We start from the raw sequence: 23,714 nt of genomic DNA on the forward strand, positions 1-23,714 counted from the left end.
CCGAAAGCGAGGCGGTACGGCGGATGTTCCCGCCGTACCGCCTCGCTCTATATAGCTGGGCCGCAAAAGATTTCAGAGCGTGCCCCAGTATTCACCGAGCAGAAAAGGCATGCCGTGAGAGACCGAACGCTTGCCGGTCGCCCGGTAGGCCTTGCGCGGAATGGTCCGGAAGTCCATGCTCACCCGGCTGATGGCCGTGTCGTTGACCTTGTTGCCGTGCCAGGAATTCGCGCCGTCGAAGACCACGACATCGCCGTATTCCGCGCCGGCCGGCTCGTTGTCGATCCACAGGGTGTTGTTGCCGAAGGCACGGGTGAGCGGAACCCAGTAGTTGGTCTCACTCTGCTCGTGCCCGAAATCGCTGTCCCGATGCCACGAGCCGACCGCGACGGAATTACGCAGATGGACTCGGAACGTCGGAATCTGCTGGATATAGAAGTCGTCCGCCTCGGTGCCGAGCAAGGTCGCGGCCAATTTACGGTACAGCGGTTGAACGCGGTCGAATTTGTCGTAGAAGAGTTTGTGATACGCCGTGGCCTGATCCGTCTCCCTGGTGGCCACCTGTTCGCTCGGTTCGAGCGTTTCCAGATCTTCGACGTTCACGATCTCGCGCACCACATCGGCGATCGGGATCTCATGGACGTCGTAGTGCAGTCTCGCGAATTTCGCCATTTCCTCACCACATAAGAACTCGAGTGTATGAACTCCGTTTTCCGATTTCCGGCCCTCACACGACCATTCGGCCGCGTAGCCCCTGGCACCTGCGGTACCAGCCGTCCACGATCGCGTCGATCGCGGGATCCCCGGACTCGCCGTCACTCACCTCGTTGTGCCGCCCGGCGAGGCGCAGGCCCAATCGGCGGGCGCCGAGCCGCGCGGGCAAGATGGGCAGCGCCAGGTCTTCGAGCTGATTGCCCAGTCGCTCCCACGCGTTCAGCTGGAAGAACTCGCGCTGCCAGCGCAGCTCGTTGCGCCGCCAATCCCCCAGACCGTTGAACCCGCGACCGGCGTTGTGATGCATGACATCTTGCAGATCCTCGACGATCACCCGCTTCCCGGCGGCGCGCACGGTCGTCGCGAGAATGACGCCCAATCCCTCGAATCCGACATACCGCCCGGCCGGAAAACGAATATTCTCGATCACCCAGCGGGAAACACACAGAATCACATCGTCGACCGCATGTACCTCGTATCGGCCGTTTCCGTGGTCGTGCGCCTTGTTGTAGTCGGTGATACGCCCGCGCCGATCGGACTTCTCGTTCCACCAGGCCAGCGATATGGTGTTGGATCCGCCGAGGGTGCCGAGCACGCCGACACTGTCGTCCTCGAATACCGGGCCGGCCACATCGACCGGATTCTTGCTCAGCTCGACATCGTCGTGCAGCAGCACCAGGCCGGTGCAGTTGTCATCCGCAGCCGCCTGGTCGAAGAGTGCGTTGTACGCGGCGAACATCGATTTCTGGCCACGCACCGTGAACAGCTTGCTGTCCGGTGCGCTGACACGTTCTATTCCTGGCCGGCAGATTCGATCGAACAGATCGGTCGGCCCGACACAAACTCCATAGCCGATCACGGCTGGTGACCTCCCGTTGAGGTGATTGGGTTGGCGCGGCAACCCGGAACTAGAATTGGTAGGTCTGCAACGACCCCGACCGCCGGACATCCAATGTCGCGCAATGGAATCCACCGCTCAGCGTCCGTGAATGGGTGAGCTGCAGCGGCAGCACGTCCACGCCGTTCTTCTCCAGCAGGCGGATCAGATCGTTCTGCCTGCGGTCGACGACCGCCAGATCCGGCCGGACCATCAGCAGGTTCATCCCGATCCACACCGAGCAGTGCGGGCGCGGTCCGGTGAAACCGATATCGACCAGCTCCGGGGCCTCCAGCCGTTCCCACGAACGCAGGAAGGCGGGCATATTGTCGTCGTTCACCCGCGACGGATTGACCAGCACCAGGCCGGGCCGCAGCGGCACGATCGTGGAATCGACATGGGTCGACGAATACAGGTTCCGGCACGGATGCACGGTGTATTCCTGGCCGAGCACCGCCTGCAACCACTGCCAGCCCAGTTCGTTGCCGCTGTCGGAGACCAGATACAGCACGTCGGTGCCGAAGCGCAGCACGTTGGCCGCGTCGAATACCGGCTCGAAGTTCTGCAGGCGCTGACCGTCCGGCGCGGTCGGCTCGAACATCTCGTCCCGCAGTCGTGGTTTCGGCGCCGAAATCCACCTGGCGCCGCTGGCGAAGTACTCGAGCAGCAGATCCTTGTAGGCCAAGGACTCGAGGAACCGTGCGCGCAGCGCCATCGGGGTCTCGATGACCAGATCGCCGATGGCCAAAAGACCGTCGCGCGGGCAGTATTCATGAAAACCGTCGGTCTGCCAATCCGGGGTCGTGATCTCCGCCGCGAGATTCCGCTCGCCCGGTCGCCGCACCGTGACGCCGAGCTTGGTCAGCTCGTCGCACAGCACCTGGAGTTCGGCCTCGGTCTCCTGAATCACCCGATCCGGGTACGGACCGGACGGAACCTCGTCCGGACTGTCGTACTTACCGGCATATTCAACCGAGAAAACACTCCGATCGATGCGCGGAACCTGCGCGCCGACGGCCGTGCCGACAATGATCTCCTCCAGCGGATCCCATTCGTTGTACACGCTTACCAGACCCATATCAGTGCCTTTCGCTGATTTCTTTACATACCGCGCACAGCCGGCTGCGCCATCGTTCGCGGATCGGATGTCCGCAACGGAAACGGCCGAGATGTTCGACTGCGTACGGCAAGCAGTCGAACACCGATCGGCAATGCCCTGCGACCGAACAACTTTCGCATTCACTCGTGACCTAGTTCAATAGGTTTCGTCGCAGTTATGGAACTCGGCGCAACGCAGGAGAGGCGGAATCGTGGCGCATTCTTTGGCAATTCTCGGCGGCGCTCAGGTCAGCGATCGGCAATGGCCCCGCTGGCCGCAGCCCGGACCGCGCGCGCTGAAAAGCCTGGAGGACGTCCTGCACAGCGGACGGTGGACGATCAGCTGCGCTTATCAGGGCCGCCCGTCCTATGAGGAACAGTTCGCCGACGCGTTCGCCGAATACTGTGGCACCGAGTTCTGTGTGCCGACCTCGACCGGATCGGCGAGTTTATCGATCGCCCTGGAGGCCTGCGGCGTCGGCGCCTTCGACGAGGTCGTGGTGCCCGGTCTCAGCTGGGTGGCGTCGGCCTCGGCGGTACTGGGCATCAACGCGATTCCGGTGCTCGTCGACGTCGATCCGGCAACCTACTGCGTCGACCCGGACGCGGTGGCGGCGGCGATCACCGAGCGAACCCGTGCGATCACCGTCGTGCACGCGTACTCGTCCATCGCCGATCTCACCGCGTTGACCGAAATCGCACGGCGGCACGGACTTCCGCTCATCGAGGACTGCGCGCACGCGCACGGGGCACGCTATCGCGGGCAGGCCGTCGGCTCGATCGGCGCCGCCGGGGCGTTCAGCATGCAGGGCACCAAACTGCTGACCGCCGGCGAGGGCGGCGCGGTCGTCACCAACGACCCCGAGGTGGCCGATCGGGCCGACCACCTGCGCTCCGACGGCCGCAGGCGCAGCCGTGCTCCGTTGAATGTGGGCGACATGGAATTGCTGGAAACCGGACATATGATGGGCAGCAATGCGTGCCTGTCAGAATTCCACGCCGCCGTGCTGCTCGACCAGCTCGATCTCATCGACGGGCAGAACATGCGCAGACGAGAGTCGGCCGCTTATCTCGACCAGCGGCTGGCCCGATTCGGCTGTGTCGGCCAAGTGACGACGGAAGGCACCACCGAGCGAACCTATTACCGGTACGCGACCAGACTACCGAAGGAAATACTGGAAATCGTGCCCGTCGCCACGGTGATCGATGCGCTGACCGCCGAACTGGGTTTCCCGGTGCTCAGCGCGTATCGGCCGTTGAACGACAACCCGCTGCACCGACCGGACACGCGCCGCAGATTCGCCGCCAATCCGGAGTACCTGGCCCAGGTGAATCCGAAACGGTTCGACCTCCCGGTGACGAAGGACATTCACGAAAGCGTCGTCACCTTCGGTCACGAGGTACTGCTCGCGCCGATCGAGGCCATGGAAGAGATAGCGCTCGCCTTCGAGAAGGTCACCGCCCATATCGGTGAGATCGCGCCATGACAGGTTGGGCGAACAGTCCGGAATAGTTAGGGTTTTGTTGTGCGTGGAATCATCTTGGCCGGCGGTACGGGCAGCCGATTACATCCCATTACGCTCGGTGCGAGTAAGCAACTGCTGCCCGTGTACGACAAACCGATGGTCTATTACCCGCTGGCCACGCTCATCGCCGCGGGTCTCACCGAGATCCTGGTCATCACCGCCGAGGACGACGTCGCCCAGTTCCGCAGGCTGCTCGGCGACGGCAGCGACTTCGGCATCCAACTCAGCTACGCCACCCAGTCCGTGCCGAATGGCATCGCCCAGGCCTTCGTCATCGGGGCGGAGTTCATCGGCGACCAATCCGTCGCCTTGATCCTCGGGGACAACCTGTTCTACGGACCCGACCTGGATACCCAACTGTCCTCCGACGTCAGCGTCGACGGCGGCGCGGTCTTCGCGTACCACGTGTCCAACCCGAGCGCCTACGGCGTCATCGAATTCGACGAACAGGGCAACGGAATCTCGATCCAGGAGAAGCCGAGCACGCCCAAGAGTCCCTACGCGATACCCGGCTTCTATTTCTACAGCAATGACGTGCTCGACATCGCCGCACGCCTGCGCCCCTCGCGCCGCGGCGAATACGAGATCTCCGACATCAATCAGACCTACCTGCGCCAAGGCAGGCTCAAGGTCGACGTGCTCCCGCGCGGCACCGCGTGGCTCGACACCGGAACCTGCGAATCTTTGATGCAGGCAAGCGAATTCGTCCGCACCATCGAGACCCGCCAGGGCATCAAGGTCGGCTGCCCCGAGGAGGCGGCATGGCGGGCGGGTCTGCTGTCCGACGAGGATCTGCTCAGCAGCGCCAAACGATTCGAGAAGTCCGGATACGGCCGATATCTGAGCCAGCTGGTCGACGGGTAGCAGCAGCAGTCAGATCGGAAGGAATTGATTTCGCATGCCATTCGTCGCGCCCAGACCCACTCGGATCCGGTGGGGTGCCCTATCCGGCGCTGCCGTTCTCGCCGGGTTGCTTGCCGCGTGCGGGTCGGATCCCGGCCGGCCGGCTACCGGTCCGTTGCCCGCCCCCGCCGCACAGGGACAATTGAGCGATCCCGGTGGCGCGCGGCGAACCGTCGGCGATCGCGGCGATGCGCTGCGCGCGTCTATCGATACCGGACCGGCCAAGAACGTCATCCTGCTGATCGGTGACGGCATGGGCGACTCCGAAATCACGGTGGCGCGCAACGTCGCCGAGGGTGCGGGCGGCTACTTCAAGGGCATCGACGCGCTGCCGCTCACCGGCTCCTACACCCACTATTCGCTGGACAAGAACACCGGAAAGCCGGACTACGTCACCGATTCCGCGGCCAGCGCCACGGCCTGGGCCACCGGAACCAAGACCTACAACGGCGCCATCGGCGTCGACCTCGAGGGCGCCCCGCAGACCAACCTGCTGGAGATCGCCAAGGCCAACGGCAAGGCCACCGGCAACGTGACCACCGCCGCACTGCCGGATTCCACTCCGGCCGCACTGGCCACCCACGTCACCGACCGCGAATGCTACGGCCCGAAGGAGACCTTGCTGGGATGCCCGGTGAACGCGATGGAGCACGGCGGTCTCGGCTCGATCGGTGAGCAGTTGCTGCTCGCTCGTGCCGACCTTACCCTCGGTGGCGGCGCCGAGACCTTCGGTCAGCAGGCGATGGCCGGCCAGTATCACGGCGTCACTCTGACGGAACAAGCGAAACACCGTGGGTACCAGGTAGTTTCGGACCGCGCCGGGCTCGATGCGGTGACGAAGGCCGATCAGGACGCGCCGGTACTCGGCCTGTTCGCGCCCGGTGCCCTGCCGGTGCGGTGGACCGGCGACAAGGCCGTCCGCGGCGGCATCAACCGCCCCGCGCAGACTTGCCGGGACAACCCGCAACGCGACACCACCACGCTGCCGGATCTGGCGACCATGACCCGCAAAGCCATCGACCTGCTGAACGATCGTCCGGACGGCTTCTTCCTCCAGGTCGAGGGCGGTTCCATCGACAAGCAGGATCACGCCGCCGACCCGTGCGGCCAGATCGGTGAGACCGTCGACCTCGACGCCGCGGTGCAGGCTGCACTCGAATTCGCGCAACGCGACGGTCAGACCCTGGTGATCGTGACCGCCGACCACGCACACGCGAGCCAGATCGTGCCGCTGGAATCCCAATCGTCCGCACTCACCAGCAAGATCGTCACCAAAGACGGCGCCGCCATGGCCGTCTCCTACGGCACCGCCGAGGAAGGCAGCGTCCAGGAGCACACCGGCACTCAACTGCGCGTCGCCGCCTACGGCCCACACGCCGCCAACATAGTCGGCCTCACCGACCAGACCGACCTGTTCTTCACCATGACCGACGCAATGGGCCTGGACCGGAACACGAAATAGGCGAGAACTCGACCATCGGGTCGGATGACGATTCCTGCCGGCTGTCGATCATTCGGAGTCCGGTCCCACCGAAAAGTAGGATACGCATGTCTACCCCCTCGAATTCAGTCGCGGTGCAGGGGTATTCAGTGGGACGCGGCGCTCGGGCGTCGGTGAACTGTGCCCGGGGCTGCGGCTCGAGCTACTTCTCGCGGTGGAAGCGCTGGTCAGTCGAGCGGGATGCTGAGTTTGTGGTGGAACAGGTTGTCGGGGTCGTACTTGCGCTTGATGGCTTTCAGCTGGGGTAGGTGTTGGCCGTAGTAGCTGTCGAACATATCGCGACCTTGCTCGCCTTCGGCGTAGTCGTCGTCGCCTATGTAGCCGCCGGTGGTGTAGGGGTAGAAGATTTCATAGGCCTGGTTGAGCCACTGTTCGTGGTTCTTGCCGGTGGTTTCCATCGTGGCGATGTCACCGGCATCGCTGAGTGGTATCCAGCACGACATCCCCATCAGCCACGGGCAGTCGCGGTTCTTGATAGCGGTGGCTTCGGCCGGAAGTCCGGAGTTCGGGTCCAGGCCCAGTATCTGAATCCGTAGTCCTTGCGTGGGTTGGGTGATGGCGAATTCGGCTAGGGTTTCGATGAATTCGTCAGTGAACGGTTCGGGCACGAATCCGGCCTTGATCTTCATGTAGCGCAGGTGCTCTCGGCGTTCGCGCCGCACATCGCTGAGGTCGGGATAGTACGGCGCGGAGGTGTCCTCGAGGCCTTGGATCCGCATGGTTTCCACGTAGTCGGCCGGTTGGATGTCGAATTGGTCGGTGGGCGGGAGCTTTTCGCGCATGTCCGCGACGAGTGCGTCGCGTTCGGCCGCGGTTTCGGTGGCCAGGGAGCCGAGGATTTCCAGGTTCCCGCGCCAGATGACGATCATCGGATTGAACGCAGGCGGTGCGTTGAGCGAGTACTCCTGCATCGCCTTGAACGTCGACGCGAACGACTCGGTGTCGGTCATCGGATATTTGATGAAGAAGTTCGCGGGTGCGGCTGGGGCCTTGTTCAATCGGACGGTGAGGCTGGTGATTACGCCGAAGGAGCCGGTGCCGCTGCCCCGGATCGCCCAGAACAAATCGGAGTTGGTGTGCTCGTCGACGATGACCGCGGATCCGTCGGCCAGCACCATCTCGGCGCGGAGTAGACGATCGGTGAGAATGCCGTAGGTGCGTGAGTAGTGGCCGTAGCCGCCGCACTGGATTTGACCGCCCATGCCGACGGCGATGCATTCGCCGGTGGGCAGCATAAGTCCGCCTTGTTCGAAGGCGGCCACCATCAGGTTGCCGGTGAGGGTGCCGCCGCCGACGGTCGCGGTCTGCGCGTCGCGGTCGATGGTGATGTCGTTCATCTCGACCATGTCGATCACCACCGCGGCGCCGTCTCGGCCGCCGAGGCTGGCGCCTTCGAAGGAATGCCCGCCCGAGCGGATGGCCAATTGCGTGACTCCGGCCTCGCGCGCGCAGCGGACGATTTCTTGCACTTCCGCGGTCGCGCGTGGGGCCACCACGCCGACCGGCTGGGCGGCTGCCAGGTAGTTCCAGCTCGCGGTGGCCTCGTCGAAGCTCGCGTCCTGCGGGAACGACATGGGGGTCGAGGGCAGTCGATCGTGCAGCAAATCCTGAAAACTCCGCGACGTGGCGGGCTGGTGCCGAGGGTGCAGCTTTGCGATGTCGGTCATAGCTACCTCCTGTGGATTTACATGAAATTTAATGTAATATCTACAGTAGCTGAAAAATTGCTGAGAGGAGATGTGATCATGGTCGCGCACGGCGAGTCGGCAGACACTGAACAAACCGCCAGGTGGGAAGCTGATGAGATGATGGCGTGGTGGTCATTGGTGTTCACCAGCCGATTACTGCTTGACCGTCTCGATACCGACCTTAAACGTGGGCACGGACTGACCCTGGACGAATACGGAATTTTGGTCGCGTTGGAGGCGGCACCGGATTCCCGCGTGCGGATGAACGATCTGGCCGAGGCGGCCTTGCTGTCCCAGAGCAGACTGTCCCAGCAGATCAAGCGCATGCAGGCACGCGGCCTGGTGGACCGGCAGCGCGCGGCGACCGACAAACGAGGTGTCGAGGTCGTGCTCGCCGAGACCGGCCGCGAATTGCTGCTCGCCGTCACTCCTGGGCATATCGACCGGGTGCGTCGCTACTTCCTGCAGCACCTGAGCGCTCACGATCGCGCTGCCTTGGCCACGAGCCTGCGACCTGCGCTCAATTCCTTGGCGACCTCGCCGGCCTTGCTTCGCATGCTCGAGCCGGTCCTGTCCGACTAGCTACCCACGACGATCCTCCCCCGGCCCTGTCTCGACCGACCGAGAAAGGAACGACATGCCGAACTTCGCGGATTACGCCGAACTGGAGGACAAGGCACGCACCACGATGGCGGCCGACACCTGGTCGTACGTGTCCCTCGGAGCGGGTGACGAATTCACCCAGTATCGTGCGAGCTATGGGTTCGTCTGTGCGAGTGCGGTATCGGTTACGCGCTTGCCAGGCAGGTGTTTGTCGATCCAGGCCGCCCCGGCGGCGAGGGCGGTGAACAGCAGCGTGATCCAGATGGCATTGATCAGGACCCGCATATAACCCAGCACGTGGACGTTCGCGAACGGGTAGGGGTACCAGTCGCCAACGAGCGGGCCGCGGATGGCAGTGAAGATCATGTAGGCGAGCGGGAACAGGATCGTGAGCTTCACAATCCGCGGTGAGGTGAGCCCGCGTGGCCCGAACGCCAGCCAGCCCACGACCGCCATCACCGGTACCACTGTGTGCACCAACTGGTCTGCCGCCAACGCCCAGGTATCCAATCGGAGCAGGCCACCGAGCGCGACGTGATAGACGACGCCGGTAACCGAGATCCCGACCAGGCCGATCAGCCGGAACACCGAGAACACGGTCGAGGACCTGTTCGGGTTGATCGCGAGCAGCAAACTAGTAGCGCCCACGATCAGGTTCGACTGAACAGTGAAGAACACGAAGACATTCAAGGCGCGCGTGAGTGGGCTGTCACCGAATCTCGGGAACAGCTCGCCGGTCGCGGCGACCTCGGGCATGTGGTTCTGCCAGGACAGCACCAGTTGGATGATCACACCGAGGATGACGCACACGGCAGTCACCGCGAACCAGACACGCGCCCATTTCAAATCCATGGGCCGAACCCTATCGGTTCAACGCAGGCATTCCAGACAACGCCCAGTAACGGTGCGGGCTGCGTGAGCTCCATCGCCAAATTTGCGGCTCGCTGAACATCCGCTTACGCCGCGATGGTCGCCCGCGCCCCGCTGCCCTTCCCTGTCGACCGCCTGCGCCTCACCGAGCTGTGGACCGAGCCACGGGTCCTGGTCGTCGCTATAGACCACCACCTGGCCCGGAAAGGAGTCGGTGACCGTCGACGACCGCTGCAGTCGAGCTCGCCGCGCAGAACGCCCGCCCCACGCGGGGGTGCACTGCCGCGGTGTCCATCAGTCCTTGTTCGGGGTTCGCTGTAGCGGTATCAGGTCGGCGAGTCCTTTCGCCGGAGGTGTTCGACGACGAGGCTGTGGACAGGTTCGACGTCGGCCAGGAGGCCGTGCCCCGCACCGGGGAGAATCACCGTGTGCGCCCCGGCACGCCGCGCGACCTCCGCAGCCACTTCCGAATCGTGCACCTGGCTCGCCCCAGCCAGGGCGACGAGGGTCGGGACCGGCAGACGCGTCAGCCCGTCCGGCAGGTGGGGATGAACGATCGGCGAGGCCGGGAAGTGTGCGGCTCCGTGAACGAGCAGGTCGAGGTATGCCTCCACATGCGCAGGCCCGCTGCCGGGTGCGCCCGGTGCCAGCATCGCGCGGGCACTCTCGAAAGTCGGGTGCGGGTCGCGGTTTCGGCCCAATTCCTCGAACTCGGGACTGAGCCCGGCGAAGGCCAGCGGCGGATCGAGCAGAACCAGCCGCCGCACTCGTTCGGGATGGGCGAGCGCGAACCGGAGCGCGAGGTGCCCGCCCAGCGACTGCCCGCACAGGTCGGCGGCGGGTAGCCCGAGCAGATCGAAAGTTTCCGCCAGCCAGTCCACGAGATCGTCCATGCTGGTCAAGGCAGCGCCGGTGTGTCGACTGCGGCCCGGCTCGCCCATGGTGTCCACGGCCCGCACGTGATGCTCCTCGGCCAGCGAGCCGACTACCGGATACCACATTCCGGAGGTCCCGCCGTATCCGTGGAGTAGGACCAGCGACGGCGCCGCGGTCGGACCTGCGGACGTGACTCGTGTCGTTCCGTACCGCCCCGGAAGATCTACCGTCTCGGCCTGTACCGGCCAATATGACATCACCGCGTCGTAGGCCGCGAAATACGCTGTCTCCAGCTCAGGGGCGGCGAATGCGGTCATCGGGCACCGCCCGACTCGAAACCGCTGCACTCGCTCACGAGGGGCAGGGCATGCGGCACAGCGCAAACCTCCGCCCGGCTCGACCGGTGGCGGTCCTCAGTGAGTGCTTCGACGTTCCTTGGCCGGTTGGTCATTCTCACCACTTCCTTTCCAAGTCAACTGTATTATGTCAGGTGTATGGAATAACGGAAAGGGTTCGCGTGCCGAAACAAGTCGACCACCGAGAACGCCGCGAAACCATCGCACGCGCACTGTGGCGAGTAGTGGAACAACAAGGCTGGACCCGAGTGACGATGCGCGAGATCGCCAGCGAGGCGGACGTCTCCCTCGGGCAGGTCCAGCACTATTTCGCCTCTCGGACAGCGATGCTCGAATTCGCGATGGAGTTCGCTTCCGAACAAACCTCGCAGCGCATCACCCAAAGCCTCGGCCGCCTCGGCTCACCTGTGCACCCCCGAGACGCACTGCGCGTGACCCTCATGGAGATGCTCCCCCTGCACGCGGACGCCCGCGCCACCAGCCGGATGAGTGCCGCCTACACACTCGAGGCACTGCACGACCCAGCGCTGCACGAACGGGCCCGCCTCGGACTCCAGAACGGCAGAGCCTTAACCGAACGCCTGATCAGGCAAGCAATCACCGAAGGTCACATCCCGCCGGATCGCGATCCGGTCATAGAGACAAACCTCCTGCTTGCGCTGACCGGCTTCACCCCACTTCTCGACCTCGACGTCATCGATCCCGACGCCGCATCGGCCGCTATCGATTACTACCTCGACAGACTCTTCGACGGCACATCGCAACGTCCCAGCCAGTGAGGTGGGACTGCCAACGTGAGCAGCAGCCTCTTACTGAGTTACCGTAAGGACGCGGTTCTCATTGCTCCAGTAGCCGCCGCCCGCCGCGACATCCAGCAGGCCGGTCTCGGGCGGAGGTTGCCGCACTCCTCCGCCCCACCGTCACCGCCTGGCCCTCGCAGAGGGAGTGAAGTTGCCGGACGTAGCCTGCGCTCGCTCAGGTGACCCGTGCGGCCACGAGGGTTTCGAAGGTATAGGGCCGCAGGCCATCGGTACGGCCGGCGAAGTACCGCTGCTGGAGGTCTGCACGTGTGGGATGGTCCATGACCTTCAGCCCGCACCGGCTGATCAGCCTCTCGATCTCGGATACCGGCCAGCCAGGCTGAAGGGGCTCGCCGACAGAAGCCGCGATCGGCGTATAGATACGGGCGAATTCCGTCCCCACGTCGTCGAGCGCGCAGTCCTCGGCCCGGTAGGAGAACACCACCTCCGACCCGGGAGCAGCCGCCGCGATCGTGCGCAACCCCGACTCGATCGCCTGTGCGGTCAGATAGGGGGCGACACCCGTCCAGCAGAACATCGCCGGCCGCGCCCAGTCGAACCCGGCCGCGCCCAGAGCATCCTGAACCGGTCCGGCCTCGAAATCAGCCGGCACGAATACCTGCGAGTCGCTCAGCGGCAGGCCGAGCTCCCTGACCCGCTCGAGCTTCCAGGCTTGGGAGGCAGGGTGATCAACCTCGAACACCGTCAGCGAGCCGAGCAGATCCGGCCGCCGCCACGCGAACGAGTCAAGCCCCGCGCCAAGAATCACGTACTGCGTGAAGGCGCCGGCAGCCAGCCGGTCCTCGACGTACCGGCTGCGGGTGCAGACAGCCGCGCGGGATTCGCGACGGACCGGGCCGGGGAACAGCGGATCGAACTGATCTCGCAGCTGCTGCCATACCGGACCGACAAGCACCAGGGCCAACACATCGTCCAGTACCCACGGCGACGCCGTCTCCAGGCGAAACAATCCACGCGACACGGCCGCAAACATCGCCGTCCTGCTCGGCGCGCTTTCCATGCATTCCTCCTCGCCGGCCAGAACCCAGCATGCCGACCACACTCGTCCACGCTGCGCACTTCACAGGATGCGCCCGAAATGCCCTGACGGCCATAGCCAATCGCCTGACCGCCACGATCTGCTCACCATCGGGATACTCCAAACGGCCACGCACGCCGGCATCACAGCCGCCCTGGACGAGCTGCCGAGTACACCGCCGCGGAACTGTTCAGCCGCAGGCAGTGATGTCCTGATAGATGCGCACGACCCAGCAGAGATTCAGCGGATGGGCGTCCGCCGGCATCACCGTGCGAACTCATCCCGCATTGCCGGGCGTTCGCTCCAAGTCCCGAATGTGGCTGCTTACCAACGGGTTCCGCCCTAGTTTGCCGGTTGCACCATCTGCCCCTCGGCCACGGCAACAAGCTTGTCGACGGTCGGAGGTAGCTCCCTCGACAGAATCGCGCGCATGATCGGACGCAGGACGATCGCGGTCGGGCCGCCCACGCTGATGTCGAAGGTGACCTCACATCCGTTACCGGTGACCTCGATGCTGTGCACCCAATCCATCCGCCCGCCCATCGGGAGGAAGAATCGATCCGTATAGCGCTGCAGGCGAACACATTCGATGATCTCCCACGCGCGCTCGGGCTGCCCCTTCAGCTTTACCGATCCGCGCCCGCCCAATCCGAATGAGCCCTGGATCGACTCCAGTGCGCCGTCCCAGCGAGTACGGCCGGCGACGTCTGCGAACAACTCCCAGATGACCTCCGAGGTAGCAGTGGTTGTGCGGGTGACGGTAAAGACCTTCATGGCAGGTACCTTTCGTTTCTGATACGTATGTCTTAGACATCTGTACTATAGCCTGGATGTCAGGAACCGCAATAATGAATTCCTTCAAGCCGTTGGACGGGCGCCCGCCTGGTGTGTTCCGCAGCCGCATCACGGACAGCAGGCCATGCCGCAACCCGCGCGTCGGCCGGTCGTCCAAATCAGTTGGCCAACAGCACTTCTCAGTGCAAGCTCATCCGGAAGGCGTGCAAACCATTGCCTGGCAACATCTCCCATGAGCAGCCTGGCTTCGCGCCGCCGACTTCGGCAAGCAACCACCGCAACCTGAGGCAGTGAACATGCGCATGCACCCCAACATCTATACCGTCGACCACCAGGGTCCCGGACAGCTGAGCATCATGGCCAAGCCACGCGGCGGCGAGTGGCTCGAAGACGAGATGACTGCTCTGAAAGGGTTCGGCGTCGACCACTTGGTCTGCGCGCTCACCGCTGCCGAACTCTACGAGTGTGACCTCGACGCCGAAGAACGCACAGCACGCGAGGCGGGCCTGCGGTTCGTTTCCATCCCGATCGTCGACCGCGGCGTGCCCGACCGGGCCAGCGTGCTGCCGACTCTCCAGCATCTCGCGACGGAACTGAACGACGGCGCACACGTTCTCACCCACTGTCGCTTCGGCATAGGCCGCGCATCGCTGCTGGCCGCCGCGCTCCTCGTCATCAACGGCACCGACCCCGACACAGCATGGAACCAACTCGCACAAGCTCGTGGACTCACCGTTCCCGACACCCCCGAGCAACGCGAATGGACCGACAAACTGCCTCGACGGCCGCTGTGCTGACCAGCTGGCTGGAGATCCACACCTCTGGGATCACTCATCTAGGCATGGCCGCCATCCGTCAGCGTGCGCGTTTGTCAGCCGTCCAAACGGGTTTACCCACAGGGGCTTTCCAACGCGCGCTATGCCGAGGTGAGTGTGTTCGGTCGGTTGGTTCTCAGGCCGGGCAGAGCGTGCAGGACGCACCGATCTCACGCCGCCGGGTGGCCGGGCGGAGTGTTCTCGCCAACGAGGCGCATAGGCGAATACCTGTGAAGCGTCCTCGGATTGGGCGTTCGACCCCGACCAGCACCCGCGAGGATGGGCGCGATGCGTGAGATCGCTGCTGTTGTCTGGATTCAGGACCGGTGCTGGTTGATCCAGGAGATGTAGTTACCGACACGGGTATACACGCCGGGATGGACCGATTGAGCGCAGACGTGACCCCAGGAGGTGATCCCGACGAGGGTTGATCTGGAGTCGACGAGCGGACCGCCGCCGTCCCCATCGCAGGAGTATTTGCCGCCTGCCTCTTCGCCCGCGCACACCATGTTGGGGGTGATCTGGTCCTGTTCGTAGCGTGTATTGCAGGTGGTTCGGTAGACGACGGGTATGGAAACGAATTGCAGTGCCGTCGCAGGGGCGCCGCCGCTTCTCGTCACCCCCCATGCCCACATCGAGGTGACGGTCTATGCGGTGATTGGTTCTAAGCGGTCACCAGTCGTCGAACCGCGGCGGCGATTTGCTCGGGTCGCTCGGCGGGGATGACATGCTCGGAATCGGCATCTTCGTATTGCGCGCCGACCTGGTCAGCGTATCGGCGCTGGTATTCACGCATGAGTCCGAGATTGCGAGCCTGGTGGCCGGCGGCGCGGATTGCCGAGATGACGATGACGCCGGATTTCGGCGGTTCCGGTGGGCGGCGGCGGAATTCGTCGATCGCCACCGCGACGGCCGCTATCTCGTGCCGGGTGGTCGCGAGCCCGGCGGGGGTGAAGTCCTCGGCCAGCATGGTCGCGTAGGTGTCGACGGGGAATTTGCGCCCGTAGGAGCCTGTCAGTATCCGCATCAGCGGTGGGACGTGGCTCAGGACCTGCTGCACAGCGAGGATGCGGTCGGTCTTCTTGACGGTCGGCGCCCAATTGTCATAGTTCGGAGCGGATTCCGGTGTCGGATCGATGAGCAGGAGCCCTGCCGGTGACAGAGTTTCGGCGGCGCGACGAACGATCAGCCCACCCATGCTGTGGCCCACCAGAATCAACCGCTCCGGCGCGAGCGCCTGAACCAATGCCACCAGGGTGGCCGCCATGTCGTCGATGGTCTGCGGTTGCGCGGGATGGCCGCTGCGGCCACGACCGGCCCGGTCGTAGGCGACGGTATGCACGACGCCCGCCAGTAGCGGCACCACCCGATCCCAGTGGGTACGCCCGGCGCCCGCACCGGATTCGAACACCACCCAGGTATTCCCGGTACCGGACTCTTCGACGTAGATCTCATTGCTGTTCAGCATCATTCGACGCCCGGGAACATCCCGCATCGCGGCCGCCTTCCTCGTATCCCAACTTTGGGAACAATACCAAATATGGGATAGTACCGGTATGGACCCCACCGAATTGCTGCTCCATCCGGTGCGATTGCGCATCATCCACGCATTGTCCGGCGGCCGATTGCGTACCGCCGGAGAGCTGTGCGACCGCATGCCCGACGTGCCTCGGACCAGTGTCTACCGGCAGCTCGGCCTGCTCACCGACGGTGGAATGCTCGAGATCGGTGACGAGCGGCGCGTGCGCGGGGCGGTGGAACGCTCCTACCGATTGCGACCCGACCGCCCGACCATTTCCCCCGAGGCGAGTGCCGCGATGACCCCGAGCGATCATCGCCAAGGGTTCGCCGCTGCCATGGCCGTCCTGATCGCCGAGTTCAACGCCTACCTCGATCGACCCGACGCCGACCCCGTCACTGACATGGTCGGCTACCGCCAAGGCACGCTGTGGCTCAGCCCCGAGGAGCTCGACACGATGCTCACCGGCTTCCGCGACCTCGTCACGCCCCTCACCGCGAATCAGCCCGGGCCGGGCCGCAGACCGTACTTGATCAGCCCGATCCTTTTCCCGGGTGAGAAACCGGCTTCGCCGCCCCGGCAGGGCTGACGCCGGTCGCCGCCTGATGCGCAGCTACACGCCCGCGCACGGGCCGCGGCGGCACCCGTCTCGCATCTAACCAAATTTGGCTAATACGCCCGAAGCGTCGTACTCTTCCTTTGGTAGTCAAATTTGTCTACCTAGGCGGAAGGGTTTCCATGAAGCCGGTACGACTTCTGGTCCTGGGAGCGCTGCGCCGGCGCGGTCGCGCGCACGGCTATCAGATCCGCGCGGATCTGGAGTCCTGGGGTGCACACGAGTGGTCCACTGCCACATCGGGTTCGGTGTATCACGCGCTCAAGAGCATGGCCGGACAGGGTCTGCTGGCGGCGACGTCCGATATGGATCCCTCGGTCGCCGGGGGCCCGCCGAGGATCGAATACGAGCTGACGGAAACGGGTGAGCAGGAGTATCTCGGCCTCCTGCGTCGAGCCTTGGCCGACCGCGAGCCGAGGCTGGACGTCCTGTGTGCTGCGGTGGGCCTGATCGAGGACCTGTCCAGGGAGCAGGCCCTGCAGGTCCTGCGCACCCGGGCCGACGCGATGCGTGACTGGCGCGCCGGTATCACCGGATACCTGCCCGCGGACACGGAGCTGGACGCCTGGGGGCCGGTGGGCGAGGTCCTCTCGCTGTGGCTGGCGACCGCCGATACCGGCGCCCAGTGGACCCTGCGGCTGATTCACCGCCTGGAAGAGGGCGCATTCAGCATGGCCGACGAGCCCGGCTCCCCCACTCGCCGCCCCGCACAGTCGGCCGAGTAGCCGCCGCGAGCTTCGACGATACCTTCCCTTCGAGACGGAGAAATGTCATGGCCCACGAGATAACCGTTCCGCTGCTTCCATGCGGGTCCATCGACGAGATCGTCGAGTTCTACACCATGCTCGGCTTCACCCGGACCTACTACCAGGCCCGGCCGTATCCGTGCGTGGGAATGCAGCGAGAAGACCTCCAGCTACAGTTCTTCGGCATGCCGGATTTCGAGCCCGAGAACTCCTACGGCAGTTGTGTGGTCCTCGTGCCCGACACCCAGCAGCTCTTCGAGGCGTTCGCCGCGGGCATGCGCGCGGTCCACGGCAAGCTCCTGGTCTCCGGGATCCCGCGGATGACCCGCCCGCGGAAACGCAAGAACGCCGACAATTACTCCGGGTTCACGGTCGTCGACCCCGGCGGAAACTGGATCCGGATCTTCGCGTCCCCGAGTACCGGCGGCAATAGTGCGCCCGCGGTCGGCAAGCTGGCCAGGGCCCTGGAGAACGCCGTCGTGCTCGGCGACTCCAAGGGCGACAATCAGCAGGCGGCGAAGATCCTGGACGCCATGCTGGCCCGGGAACAGGGGCGCGCACCGGCTACCGAACTGGTCGAGGCGTTGGCCTACCGCGCCGAACTCGCCATCCGCGCCGAGGACACCACCGCCGCGGTCGATGCCCTCACCCGCGCCCGCGCCGTCCCCCTCACCGACGCCGAACGCAGCGAACTCACCGCGCACCTGGCCGGCCTCGAAGACCTGCACGCCGTCCTCGGACTCGCGCCCTAGCGCCGTATCGGCCGTCACGCCCGCCGCCGAAAGTCGCAATCCCGCACCGGCGCGCTCATGAAACCTCCAGCGCCACAACACCGCTCACGGTTACGGCCAACCAGCCCCGCGCGCGTCCGCTCTGCACATAGGCATGTTCTGGGTTCACAGGTGGTGAGCATCAAATGCGGGGCGATTCACGCCTCTTCTGAACTTCGGCCGGTCTACCACCTGAAGGCCGCTTTGACTGCCTTGACGACTATGTCATCACGGTAGAAGTGCATAACCGCTTCGCCCTCACCCGCATCGGCCCAGCCACCTGCGCCAGGGCTCACGGGACCGCCGTGGGAATGCACCTTCTTGGTTTGTGGAGCACCGTTGCAGGTCAGGTTCTTGATCTCTGCGCTTGTGCCTCGGGTCTCGAGGTCGAACATAGAGGGGCGGGTCGATGCCGCAGGCTTCGTCTGGTCCAGCACGATCACCAGACTCGTCGCGGTGCCCTCGGCGCAGTTGTAGGTGAGGGTGATATCCATTTGCTCGGACCCGACTCTGGCCGCTTTATCGATCTTGGCAGTTGGGTCGGCCGCGGCGAATGCTGTGGCAGACAAGCCGATTATGGAAGCAATACCCGCCACGGATGGGACACACCACACACCCGCGAATACCGCCGGGACCTCGCACACCGCTGACAAACCCACTCTTCTGCCGCGACCCGCGCGTTCTCGGCGACAGTGGCCGACCTCGAAACCGGTCGGCCACCAGCGCCACTAGAACATCTGCACATCAGCCTAAGACTGGCAGCGGCCACCTCTCCCGGCTGACTTCAGTCAAAGCGAGTGAGCGATAATCAGCGTAAGGCGTTATAAGTCAAGCGGTTTGGTCGATGCCCCGTGGTCTGTCGTCGTCCCGGCATAGCGGTAATGGGGTTGATACCCGGCAGTGTGTAATCGGGTTGTGGTGACGACAGGTCGGGACTGCCCGTGATTATCGGCGAGATCACCGGGGTCTCGATGCCGCGTGGGGTTCGCCCCGACCGACCGCTCGAGGGCCGCGGCGGTCGAGATCATGGCAGACCTTGCTGCAGGATTCCGCAGGGAGTCGCCACCATGAGCGATAGGCCAGCATTTCTCACCGTTTCAATGCGCATGAACCCAACGATCTGCCACATCGAGTTCGTCTTCGACGGCAGATGTTGTACCGGCTGGCCGCTGATGTTGCCGCACAGCGCTTCCGGCCCGTGGCATGATCGAACGATGGCTACGCCGAATCGGCGGGTGGCGCTGGTGACGGGAAGTTCGCGCGGCCTGGGCAGCGCGATTGCGCGTCGGCTTGCCACCGATGGCGCGGCTGTGGCAGTCAATGGATTACCCGGCCACGACAATGCGGACGCGCTCGTTCACGCCATCCGCGCGCAAGGCGGTGTCGCCGAGACGATGACGGCTGATATCACCGACGATCAACAGGTCCACGACCTCGTCGCCAGGATCACCGGCACCCTCGGCCCGGTGAGCGTGCTGGTGCTCAATGCGACCGGCCCACAACCGGAAGCGCCCCTGACCGAGGTCTCGTGGGCAGATCATCTCGCCCAGCTCGACTTCTTCGTCAAGAGCCCGGTGCTGCTGGGCCACGCGGTGATACCCGGCATGCGCGAACGCCGATTCGGTCGCATCGTGCAGATCGATTCCGAAGTCGCCGACCGCACTCCGCCGGGCCGATCCGCCTACGGCACCGCCAAGAACGCTCAGATCGGGCTCACCCGGAGCTGGGCACGCGAACTCGCGCCCTTCGGCATCACGGTCAATACCGTTGCACCAGGCTTCATTCCGGTCGAACGCCACCACGCGGTAGCCGAAGCCGATATCGAGGCATACCGCGCCACGGTACCGGCCGGTCACCTGGGCGTCCCGGCAGATGTCGCGAACGCGGTCAGTTTCTTCGCCTCCGAACAAGCCGGTTTCGTCACCGGCCAACGCCTTCTCGTCGACGGCGGCCGCGCCCTATACATATGACCGCGTCACCGATCCTCGCCGACCGTGCTCAGAAGTTGCGATTCGGCAATTCCAACCGATGCGGAACGAATTGGACGCATGCGCAACGTTCGCGCAGCGGCGATGCGGCAAAGGGCGGACGTTCTGTGCCGAAGTCGATCTCGCGATGCAGACGCCCGCATCGCGGCCTGTGTGCGCTCAAACTATGGTTGTCGCTGAAAACCTTCGGCGCAAACACCTTCCGCGACGCCATCGACCAAGACATCACGTTGGCCGAACATGCGGCCACATTCATCGGCAACCACCCCGAACTCGAGCCGGCCAGCGAGCCCGGGCTGGGAATCGTCACCTTCCGACAGAAGATGTCGACGTGCTGAGTTTCGATCGCTTCGAACAAGGAGATCTTGGCGGCCGCGGTGCGGCGGAAGATCCACTGGCCGTGCCGATCCGAGGCCAACCGAACGCACGCACATCTTGAGTGGGTAGCGGCTTGTCTGTGGCCGTGGGTGTCGGCAGTGCGCGGCTGAGCCGTACGACGGCTGTTGCGCGGCCGAACAATTCGGCCCCTGGACGGCTTCTACCGGCGAAGTTCGGAGCAACCCGGCAATTTTCCATCCCTCGGTAGGTTCGCGCCGAATCACCAAGGTGCGGTGGGTGTTTCCGGATCCCATCCATATCTGGTTCGACGATTGGAGATACGTGCGCAAGATCCCGGTTCTGTTCACCGTGCTCGCCGTAATGAGCACGTCGCGTGGTACTCGAGGGACTCACCAAGGGCAGGTGGGTCTGTGACTGTTCTGCGAAGCTGCGCCCGCATGATCGCCGCCGCCGCTACAGCGGGGTTGTGCCTGGCCCCGCAGCCCGCGTCGGCGGCGAACGACTATCCCCCGGGCAGGTACAAGCTGAAGATCTATGAGGTGCAGATCGAAGATATCTCTCACCGTATCGACCCCCACGAGCATTGCGCCGAGATCTACGGAACCATCCATATGGAAGATGGAAACGTCGCCGGTGGATACGCGTTCTTCCGGGCGGACAGGGATGAAGCCGTGGAGGTGTGCGAGGAGAACCGGCCCTTGAACGAGGGGATCCAGTCCGGGTCTCTCAAAGCTTCGCCGAGCGGAAAGACCGAGATCATCTCGACTTTCACTGGCGACAAGGCCAAAGACCACCCATTCGTCTTCGTGGTCGACCTCTGGGACCGGGACCCTGCTGGAGGGGACCAGCAGCTCATGCACAAGACCGTGTATGTGTGGCCACCCCAGCCGGGTGTCATGCCGACGACGGTCTCTGACGCCCCGGAGGGCTCCTCGGACTCCACCGTCTACTTCCGTTACGACATCACCAACATCACCCCGACCGACGGGGATAAAGCGCGAGAAGACCATCAGGCCGCCGAGCGTAAGCGGCAGGCATTTGAAGGTTGTCTGGCGGCAGGCGGTTCTCGCGAATTCTGCCAGAAGGATGCTACGGGCTGAAGTCTGTGGCTTCAGATAACACAGCACTTGGCGCTGAACCGGCGGGGAACGGACAGACCGCCGATAGTTCCGCTGTTGGCGCAGATCACGGGCAATACTCCGGGCCTACTCGTCGGTCTCGAAGCATCGTCTTAGTAGGGGCTCAAGCCTGGATAGCAAGGGCGAGAAGGGTATCGACCGCGGTTTCGAATGGCCGGCTACTGCGTTGCACCTGGGCGAGGAGTGTCGCTCCTTGGAGCGTCGCGAGCAGAGTGGTGGCGAGGTCGTCCGGGTCGATGCCGGGTGGAAGCTTCCCGTCGGCATGAAGGATTTTGAGCCCGTCGCTGATCGCGGCTGTCCACTGATCGAACCCGGCCGCGATGAGCGCTCGGGCCTCGGGGTCGTTCTCGGCGAGTTGACCACCTAGCGAACCTAGTGGGCAGCCGCCCTCTGCTTGGGTCTGTCTCGCCGCGGTGATCACCATGTTCCGCCAGGCTTCGACTCCGTTCGTGCCGGTGAGCGCGTGCCGATGGTGTTCGACGATGGTGTCGGCTTGGTAGTCGATGACCGCCTGGACGAGGTCGTTCTTGTCCGGGAAGTAGTGATACAGCTGTGAGCCGCTGACTGCCGCCGCCACTTTGACGTCTTCCAAGGTACCGAAGCCTCGAACGACCTTGCGCTACCGCTGCGTTTAGCGGCCAAATACGTCATGCCCGCCTTAGGGATTTCCCACAAGCTCGAGGTCGGTGCGAAGCGACTGGTCGACGGTGTCACCGACCCGACCCTGTCCAGTGGCGTGTTCTACGCCAGCGCGGCCAACAAATTGACGGGCCCCTTGGTCAACCAAGCGGAAATCTTCCCCGACTTGGCCAACCCGTCGTTTCAGGACCACGCCAACGAGGCCATCCACCGCTTCATTTCATGACGACTCAATCGTGAAGAGCCCCGAATGGCCCGGAATTGGCAACCGGACACGGCGAAATCCGGCGGGCCGGGTGGCACGCGGCGGACGGGGCGGACGAGCGAAACGCCGTTGATCAGCGCAGAACGGGTTCGGGCGAATCGCGGAGGGACGGCGCGGGACGTGTCCTCCCCCGGAGTGGCGGATAGCTGACAGCCCGCCACTCGGAAGCTGATTGCGGGCTGGCTTTAGTCAACTAAAGTGCGCGGTATTGCCGATTACCGCACACCTAATGATTCGTACTCCTGTAGATAGAGAGCACAGCCCTGGCCGCAGGAGCACAGCTTGTGTTCAGTCGTCTATCCGCCGCTCAACGCGGCATCCATGCTGGCCCTGCGCCCAAAACCGTTGTGGCAGTTCACCGGAACATAGCGAGGTGCTCGGTGGCCCACTGGCGGAATGTGCGGCCGGGGCGGCCGGTGATCCGCTCGACGGAGCGCGCGGCTTCGGTCTGCTTCCCTGGCAATTGCGACCAATAGTCCAGTACCGCCTCGACCAGCGGCGCGGGCACATGACCGCGCAGCTGCTCGGCCGCCTGCTCTCGGGTCGGTTCACGCAGCTCGATCCGGCGTTCGAGCAGCTCACCTAGCGTCTGCACCTGGTCACCGAAGCTGAGTACCTGCGGGCCGCCCAGGCTGATCGTCTCGCCGTCCAATGTGTCGGTGGTCAGTGCCAGCTCGGCGACGTCGGCGATGTCTTCGGGGTGGATGGGATCCAGCCGGGCGTGCGGGTAGGCCTGCTCGACCGGCCGTCCGGCACGGATCGACTCGGCCCAGCCCAAGGTCATGGTGGCGAAACCGCCGGGCCGCAGCAGGGTCGCGGTGAGCGGTGCGGCGAGTAGTGCCCGTTCCACCAGGAGGTGATGCCGAGCCAGCGCGTTGCGCTCGGCGGTGGGCAGGGTCACCGAGTCCGACGAGAGCAGCACCACCCGCCGCACCCGGGCTGTCACCGCTGCCGCGAGCAATGCCTCGATTCCGGCCGGCTCGGCGTAGAGGAATACATCGGTGACGCCGGCCAGCGCGGGAGCGAAGGTCGACGGGTCCGCGAGGTCGAGCTCAACGACTCGGACAGCGGCCGGCAGGTCGCTCTTCGCCGGGACGCGGCTGGCCGCCCGGACATCGTGGCCGGAGGTGTGTAGGCGGCGCAGCAGGCCGGCGCCGATACCGCCACGGACACCGGTGATCAAGATGGTCATGTCCTTCACCCTGCATCGACTCGGTGATCAAGTCCAACGA

At 64.5% G+C, this 23,714-nt stretch carries 26 protein-coding genes; 12 read left to right on the forward strand and 14 right to left on the reverse strand.

From position 1 onward, the window contains the following. Nucleotides 1–72: 72 nt before the first annotated feature. The 3 genes from ABZ942_RS41935 to ABZ942_RS41945 are packed head-to-tail and all read right to left on the reverse strand — an operon-like array spanning nt 73 to nt 2,669. Nucleotides 73–672, reverse strand: a complete 600-nt coding sequence (locus ABZ942_RS41935; RefSeq protein ID WP_357391845.1) for a hypothetical protein — start codon at nt 670–672, stop codon at nt 73–75. 55 nt (nt 673–727) lie between these two features. Further along, complete coding sequence (locus ABZ942_RS41940) at nt 728–1,663, reverse strand: glycosyltransferase (RefSeq protein WP_357391846.1); 936 nt, start codon at nt 1,661–1,663, stop codon at nt 728–730. Then, nucleotides 1,623–2,669: a scyllo-inosamine-4-phosphate amidinotransferase gene (locus tag ABZ942_RS41945; RefSeq protein ID WP_357391847.1), complete on the reverse strand. Its 1,047-nt coding sequence runs from the start codon at nt 2,667–2,669 to the stop codon at nt 1,623–1,625. Before ABZ942_RS41945 ends, ABZ942_RS41940 begins: the two co-directional genes overlap by 41 nt. Before the next feature lie 232 nt (nt 2,670–2,901). On the opposite strand from ABZ942_RS41945, the gene ABZ942_RS41950 reads away from it, so the two are divergent. The 3 genes from ABZ942_RS41950 to phoA are packed head-to-tail and all read left to right on the forward strand — an operon-like array spanning nt 2,902 to nt 6,580. Then, entirely contained in the window at nt 2,902–4,176 is a 1,275-nt protein-coding gene (locus ABZ942_RS41950) for a DegT/DnrJ/EryC1/StrS family aminotransferase (protein WP_357391848.1), read from the forward strand. 39 nt (nt 4,177–4,215) lie between these two features. Continuing rightward, nucleotides 4,216–5,079 carry a glucose-1-phosphate thymidylyltransferase RfbA gene (rfbA, locus tag ABZ942_RS41955; RefSeq protein ID WP_357391849.1) on the forward strand — a complete coding sequence of 288 codons (864 nt, stop codon included), beginning with the start codon at nt 4,216–4,218 and terminating at the stop codon, nt 5,077–5,079. A gap of 34 nt (nt 5,080–5,113) precedes the next feature. Then, entirely contained in the window at nt 5,114–6,580 is a 1,467-nt protein-coding gene (gene phoA, locus ABZ942_RS41960) for an alkaline phosphatase (RefSeq protein ID WP_357391850.1), read from the forward strand. Nucleotides 6,581–6,786: 206 nt separating this feature from the next. On the opposite strand, the gene ABZ942_RS41965 is transcribed toward phoA, so the two are convergent. Continuing rightward, nucleotides 6,787–8,286 (reverse strand): FAD-binding oxidoreductase, encoded by a 1,500-nt coding sequence (locus ABZ942_RS41965; RefSeq protein ID WP_357391851.1) that lies wholly within the window; start codon nt 8,284–8,286, stop codon nt 6,787–6,789. Between ABZ942_RS41965 and ABZ942_RS41970 the strand changes: the two genes are divergently transcribed. Next, nucleotides 8,254–8,889 (forward strand): MarR family winged helix-turn-helix transcriptional regulator, encoded by a 636-nt coding sequence (locus ABZ942_RS41970; protein ID WP_357391852.1) that lies wholly within the window; start codon nt 8,254–8,256, stop codon nt 8,887–8,889. The genes ABZ942_RS41965 and ABZ942_RS41970 overlap by 33 nt on opposite strands. Nucleotides 8,890–9,063: 174 nt before the next feature. Here the strand turns inward: ABZ942_RS41970 and ABZ942_RS41975 are convergent, their stop codons facing one another. Continuing rightward, complete coding sequence (locus tag ABZ942_RS41975; RefSeq protein WP_357391853.1) at nt 9,064–9,762, reverse strand: Pr6Pr family membrane protein; 699 nt, start codon at nt 9,760–9,762, stop codon at nt 9,064–9,066. A gap of 344 nt (nt 9,763–10,106) precedes the next feature. Further along, on the reverse strand, nt 10,107–10,973 hold the full coding sequence (locus ABZ942_RS41980) for an alpha/beta fold hydrolase (protein ID WP_357391854.1): 867 nt from the start codon (nt 10,971–10,973) through the stop codon (nt 10,107–10,109). A gap of 200 nt (nt 10,974–11,173) precedes the next feature. Here ABZ942_RS41980 and ABZ942_RS41985 point away from each other — a divergent pair, with 200 nt between their 5' ends. Continuing rightward, entirely contained in the window at nt 11,174–11,791 is a 618-nt protein-coding gene (locus ABZ942_RS41985; RefSeq protein ID WP_357391855.1) for a TetR family transcriptional regulator C-terminal domain-containing protein, read from the forward strand. Between the two features lie 196 nt (nt 11,792–11,987). Here the strand turns inward: ABZ942_RS41985 and ABZ942_RS41990 are convergent, their stop codons facing one another. Together ABZ942_RS41990 and ABZ942_RS41995 are read right to left on the reverse strand one after the other, a co-directional pair. Continuing rightward, on the reverse strand, nt 11,988–12,833 hold the full coding sequence (locus ABZ942_RS41990; protein WP_357391856.1) for a class I SAM-dependent methyltransferase: 846 nt from the start codon (nt 12,831–12,833) through the stop codon (nt 11,988–11,990). Between the two features lie 360 nt (nt 12,834–13,193). Further along, entirely contained in the window at nt 13,194–13,625 is a 432-nt protein-coding gene (locus ABZ942_RS41995) for an SRPBCC family protein (protein ID WP_357391857.1), read from the reverse strand. Between the two features lie 317 nt (nt 13,626–13,942). On the opposite strand from ABZ942_RS41995, the gene ABZ942_RS42000 reads away from it, so the two are divergent. Further along, nucleotides 13,943–14,443, forward strand: coding sequence for a hypothetical protein (locus ABZ942_RS42000; protein WP_357391958.1), 501 nt, complete (start codon nt 13,943–13,945; stop codon nt 14,441–14,443). Nucleotides 14,444–14,778: 335 nt separating this feature from the next. On the opposite strand, the gene ABZ942_RS42005 is transcribed toward ABZ942_RS42000, so the two are convergent. Both ABZ942_RS42005 and ABZ942_RS42010 read right to left on the reverse strand, forming a co-directional pair. Then, the gene (locus ABZ942_RS42005; RefSeq protein ID WP_357391858.1) at nt 14,779–15,096 is read right to left on the reverse strand and encodes a serine protease; all 318 of its coding nucleotides are present in this window, start codon (nt 15,094–15,096) and stop codon (nt 14,779–14,781) included. 29 nt (nt 15,097–15,125) lie between these two features. Continuing rightward, nucleotides 15,126–15,956 carry an alpha/beta hydrolase gene (locus ABZ942_RS42010; protein ID WP_357391859.1) on the reverse strand — a complete coding sequence of 277 codons (831 nt, stop codon included), beginning with the start codon at nt 15,954–15,956 and terminating at the stop codon, nt 15,126–15,128. A 61-nt stretch (nt 15,957–16,017) separates the two neighbouring features. Between ABZ942_RS42010 and ABZ942_RS42015 the strand changes: the two genes are divergently transcribed. The 3 genes from ABZ942_RS42015 to ABZ942_RS42025 all read left to right on the forward strand — a co-directional run bounded on the left by ABZ942_RS42015 (nt 16,018) and on the right by ABZ942_RS42025 (nt 18,094). After that, nucleotides 16,018–16,569 carry a helix-turn-helix domain-containing protein gene (locus ABZ942_RS42015; protein ID WP_357391860.1) on the forward strand — a complete coding sequence of 184 codons (552 nt, stop codon included), beginning with the start codon at nt 16,018–16,020 and terminating at the stop codon, nt 16,567–16,569. Nucleotides 16,570–16,718: 149 nt separating this feature from the next. Continuing rightward, the gene (locus ABZ942_RS42020; protein ID WP_357391861.1) at nt 16,719–17,321 is read left to right on the forward strand and encodes a PadR family transcriptional regulator; all 603 of its coding nucleotides are present in this window, start codon (nt 16,719–16,721) and stop codon (nt 17,319–17,321) included. Between the two features lie 47 nt (nt 17,322–17,368). Further along, nucleotides 17,369–18,094 carry a VOC family protein gene (locus ABZ942_RS42025; RefSeq protein ID WP_357391862.1) on the forward strand — a complete coding sequence of 242 codons (726 nt, stop codon included), beginning with the start codon at nt 17,369–17,371 and terminating at the stop codon, nt 18,092–18,094. 203 nt (nt 18,095–18,297) lie between these two features. On the opposite strand, the gene ABZ942_RS42030 is transcribed toward ABZ942_RS42025, so the two are convergent. Continuing rightward, on the reverse strand, nt 18,298–18,708 hold the full coding sequence (locus tag ABZ942_RS42030; RefSeq protein WP_357391863.1) for a hypothetical protein: 411 nt from the start codon (nt 18,706–18,708) through the stop codon (nt 18,298–18,300). A 618-nt stretch (nt 18,709–19,326) separates the two neighbouring features. On the opposite strand from ABZ942_RS42030, the gene ABZ942_RS42035 reads away from it, so the two are divergent. Further along, nucleotides 19,327–20,082, forward strand: a complete 756-nt coding sequence (locus ABZ942_RS42035; RefSeq protein ID WP_357391864.1) for an SDR family oxidoreductase — start codon at nt 19,327–19,329, stop codon at nt 20,080–20,082. Between the two features lie 28 nt (nt 20,083–20,110). Here ABZ942_RS42035 and ABZ942_RS42040 read toward each other — a convergent pair whose 3' ends face one another. Then, the gene (locus ABZ942_RS42040; protein WP_357391865.1) at nt 20,111–20,518 is read right to left on the reverse strand and encodes a hypothetical protein; all 408 of its coding nucleotides are present in this window, start codon (nt 20,516–20,518) and stop codon (nt 20,111–20,113) included. A 331-nt stretch (nt 20,519–20,849) separates the two neighbouring features. Here ABZ942_RS42040 and ABZ942_RS42045 point away from each other — a divergent pair, with 331 nt between their 5' ends. Continuing rightward, nucleotides 20,850–21,539: a hypothetical protein gene (locus ABZ942_RS42045; protein WP_357391866.1), complete on the forward strand. Its 690-nt coding sequence runs from the start codon at nt 20,850–20,852 to the stop codon at nt 21,537–21,539. A 142-nt stretch (nt 21,540–21,681) separates the two neighbouring features. Here the strand turns inward: ABZ942_RS42045 and ABZ942_RS42050 are convergent, their stop codons facing one another. After that, the gene (locus tag ABZ942_RS42050) at nt 21,682–22,170 is read right to left on the reverse strand and encodes a TetR family transcriptional regulator C-terminal domain-containing protein (RefSeq protein ID WP_357391867.1); all 489 of its coding nucleotides are present in this window, start codon (nt 22,168–22,170) and stop codon (nt 21,682–21,684) included. A 57-nt stretch (nt 22,171–22,227) separates the two neighbouring features. Here ABZ942_RS42050 and ABZ942_RS42055 point away from each other — a divergent pair, with 57 nt between their 5' ends. Next, on the forward strand, nt 22,228–22,443 hold the full coding sequence (locus ABZ942_RS42055; RefSeq protein ID WP_357391868.1) for a hypothetical protein: 216 nt from the start codon (nt 22,228–22,230) through the stop codon (nt 22,441–22,443). A gap of 394 nt (nt 22,444–22,837) precedes the next feature. Here the strand turns inward: ABZ942_RS42055 and ABZ942_RS42060 are convergent, their stop codons facing one another. After that, the gene (locus tag ABZ942_RS42060; RefSeq protein WP_357391869.1) at nt 22,838–23,674 is read right to left on the reverse strand and encodes an NAD(P)H-binding protein; all 837 of its coding nucleotides are present in this window, start codon (nt 23,672–23,674) and stop codon (nt 22,838–22,840) included. Nucleotides 23,675–23,714 lie beyond the last annotated feature (40 nt).

Origin of the sequence: Nocardia sp. NPDC046473 (genome assembly GCF_040645995.1) — a bacterium.
GTDB lineage: Bacteria > Actinomycetota > Actinomycetes > Mycobacteriales > Mycobacteriaceae > Nocardia.

What these genes read in the sequence shown, in the direction of transcription:
- ABZ942_RS41935 (WP_357391845.1), bottom strand. Translation starts at nt 672, where the DNA reads ATGGCGAAATTCGCGAGACTGCACTACGACGTCCATGAGATCCCGATC.
- ABZ942_RS41940 (WP_357391846.1), bottom strand. Translation starts at nt 1,663, where the DNA reads ATGTCCGGCGGTCGGGGTCGTTGCAGACCTACCAATTCTAGTTCCGGG.
- ABZ942_RS41945 (WP_357391847.1), bottom strand. Translation starts at nt 2,669, where the DNA reads ATGGGTCTGGTAAGCGTGTACAACGAATGGGATCCGCTGGAGGAGATC.
- phoA (WP_357391850.1), top strand. Translation starts at nt 5,114, where the DNA reads ATGCCATTCGTCGCGCCCAGACCCACTCGGATCCGGTGGGGTGCCCTA.
- ABZ942_RS41965 (WP_357391851.1), bottom strand. Translation starts at nt 8,286, where the DNA reads ATGACCGACATCGCAAAGCTGCACCCTCGGCACCAGCCCGCCACGTCG.
- ABZ942_RS41975 (WP_357391853.1), bottom strand. Translation starts at nt 9,762, where the DNA reads ATGGATTTGAAATGGGCGCGTGTCTGGTTCGCGGTGACTGCCGTGTGC.
- ABZ942_RS41980 (WP_357391854.1), bottom strand. Translation starts at nt 10,973, where the DNA reads ATGACCGCATTCGCCGCCCCTGAGCTGGAGACAGCGTATTTCGCGGCC.
- ABZ942_RS41990 (WP_357391856.1), bottom strand. Translation starts at nt 12,833, where the DNA reads ATGGAAAGCGCGCCGAGCAGGACGGCGATGTTTGCGGCCGTGTCGCGT.
- ABZ942_RS41995 (WP_357391857.1), bottom strand. Translation starts at nt 13,625, where the DNA reads ATGAAGGTCTTTACCGTCACCCGCACAACCACTGCTACCTCGGAGGTC.
- ABZ942_RS42000 (WP_357391958.1), top strand. Translation starts at nt 13,943, where the DNA reads ATGCGCATGCACCCCAACATCTATACCGTCGACCACCAGGGTCCCGGA.
- ABZ942_RS42005 (WP_357391858.1), bottom strand. Translation starts at nt 15,096, where the DNA reads ATGTGGGCATGGGGGGTGACGAGAAGCGGCGGCGCCCCTGCGACGGCA.
- ABZ942_RS42010 (WP_357391859.1), bottom strand. Translation starts at nt 15,956, where the DNA reads ATGCGGGATGTTCCCGGGCGTCGAATGATGCTGAACAGCAATGAGATC.
- ABZ942_RS42015 (WP_357391860.1), top strand. Translation starts at nt 16,018, where the DNA reads ATGGACCCCACCGAATTGCTGCTCCATCCGGTGCGATTGCGCATCATC.
- ABZ942_RS42020 (WP_357391861.1), top strand. Translation starts at nt 16,719, where the DNA reads ATGAAGCCGGTACGACTTCTGGTCCTGGGAGCGCTGCGCCGGCGCGGT.
- ABZ942_RS42025 (WP_357391862.1), top strand. Translation starts at nt 17,369, where the DNA reads ATGGCCCACGAGATAACCGTTCCGCTGCTTCCATGCGGGTCCATCGAC.
- ABZ942_RS42035 (WP_357391864.1), top strand. Translation starts at nt 19,327, where the DNA reads ATGGCTACGCCGAATCGGCGGGTGGCGCTGGTGACGGGAAGTTCGCGC.
- ABZ942_RS42055 (WP_357391868.1), top strand. Translation starts at nt 22,228, where the DNA reads ATGCCCGCCTTAGGGATTTCCCACAAGCTCGAGGTCGGTGCGAAGCGA.
- ABZ942_RS42060 (WP_357391869.1), bottom strand. Translation starts at nt 23,674, where the DNA reads ATGACCATCTTGATCACCGGTGTCCGTGGCGGTATCGGCGCCGGCCTG.